The 774-nt window shown below is 64.5% G+C and carries 1 protein-coding gene; it reads left to right on the top strand.

Going from position 1 to position 774, the window contains the following annotated elements; translation table 11 throughout:
* The first annotated feature begins 321 nt into the window (after positions 1 to 321).
* Positions 322 to 609 (top strand): hypothetical protein, encoded by a 288-nt coding sequence (locus tag RFM52_RS32725; RefSeq protein ID WP_320297812.1) that lies wholly within the window; start codon positions 322 to 324, stop codon positions 607 to 609.
* Positions 610 to 774: the final 165 nt, after the last annotated feature.

The raw sequence follows: 774 nt of genomic DNA, 5'->3' as shown, positions 1-774 counted from the left end.
AGGCCGTTGAGAACCTATGCGGCGGCTACCGCGCGCGCTCCCATCGTCGCTGCGTGGCGGCCTGGCCTCCACGCCGGATGGGTTTCGACCATGCGACGGGGCGGAGGTGTGTGAGCTTTCGGTGACGCCATCTCTGCGCCGCGATCCGGCATCGGAACGCGAAGCAATCGCTTGCCGTCCTTGCCCATGAGACCGCTGCTCGCTTCCAAGACGGATGTTGGTTTCTACGCCATCGTCGGCACGTCGCTCTCCTGGCCCTGCGTTCCTATCGGACGTGGTTTGTCGATGCGACAGGACCGGAGCGTAAGAACTTTCGCTTGCATGATCACCGCCTCCCGGCTCATCGTCAGAACGCAAAGCGCTTTCTTCCTGGCTTGCTTCACCTTCTGGCGCCAAAGGAAAACGGCGCCGCGCCATGCCCGTTCCGCGCAATGCGGAAGCGAAAAGTCGTGGTTGACCAACGGGGACGCGCGCGGACCGTTCCTGCGGGGTATCATCACCGCGGCCTGCGACGCGGCTGGAGGAAGCTTCGCTAGCCTGCGGCTCGCGGTGCGTCCGCTCGACAATCGAGTTGAACGCGTTTCCACCTTCTGCCGCGGCGTGACCTGATGCGGCGCGGGGCCTGCCGTCCGGGGCGCCACCGGCTGGAGTGCCTCCGATGCGCGATCTTCCCGTCCGGCCGATGTTGGTCATGTTTCGTCTCCGATCCAGGCAACAACGCATCGCCTAAAGTGTGTGGAGCAACGACAGGCGAGCCAACATGGTCGTCGCTCA

The sequence above is a fragment of the Mesorhizobium humile genome (assembly GCF_033977215.1).
Lineage (GTDB): Bacteria > Pseudomonadota > Alphaproteobacteria > Rhizobiales > Rhizobiaceae > Mesorhizobium > Mesorhizobium humile.
The sequence above is the reverse complement of the archived record's forward strand: the minus strand, read 5'-3'. Positions and strand labels throughout refer to the sequence as shown.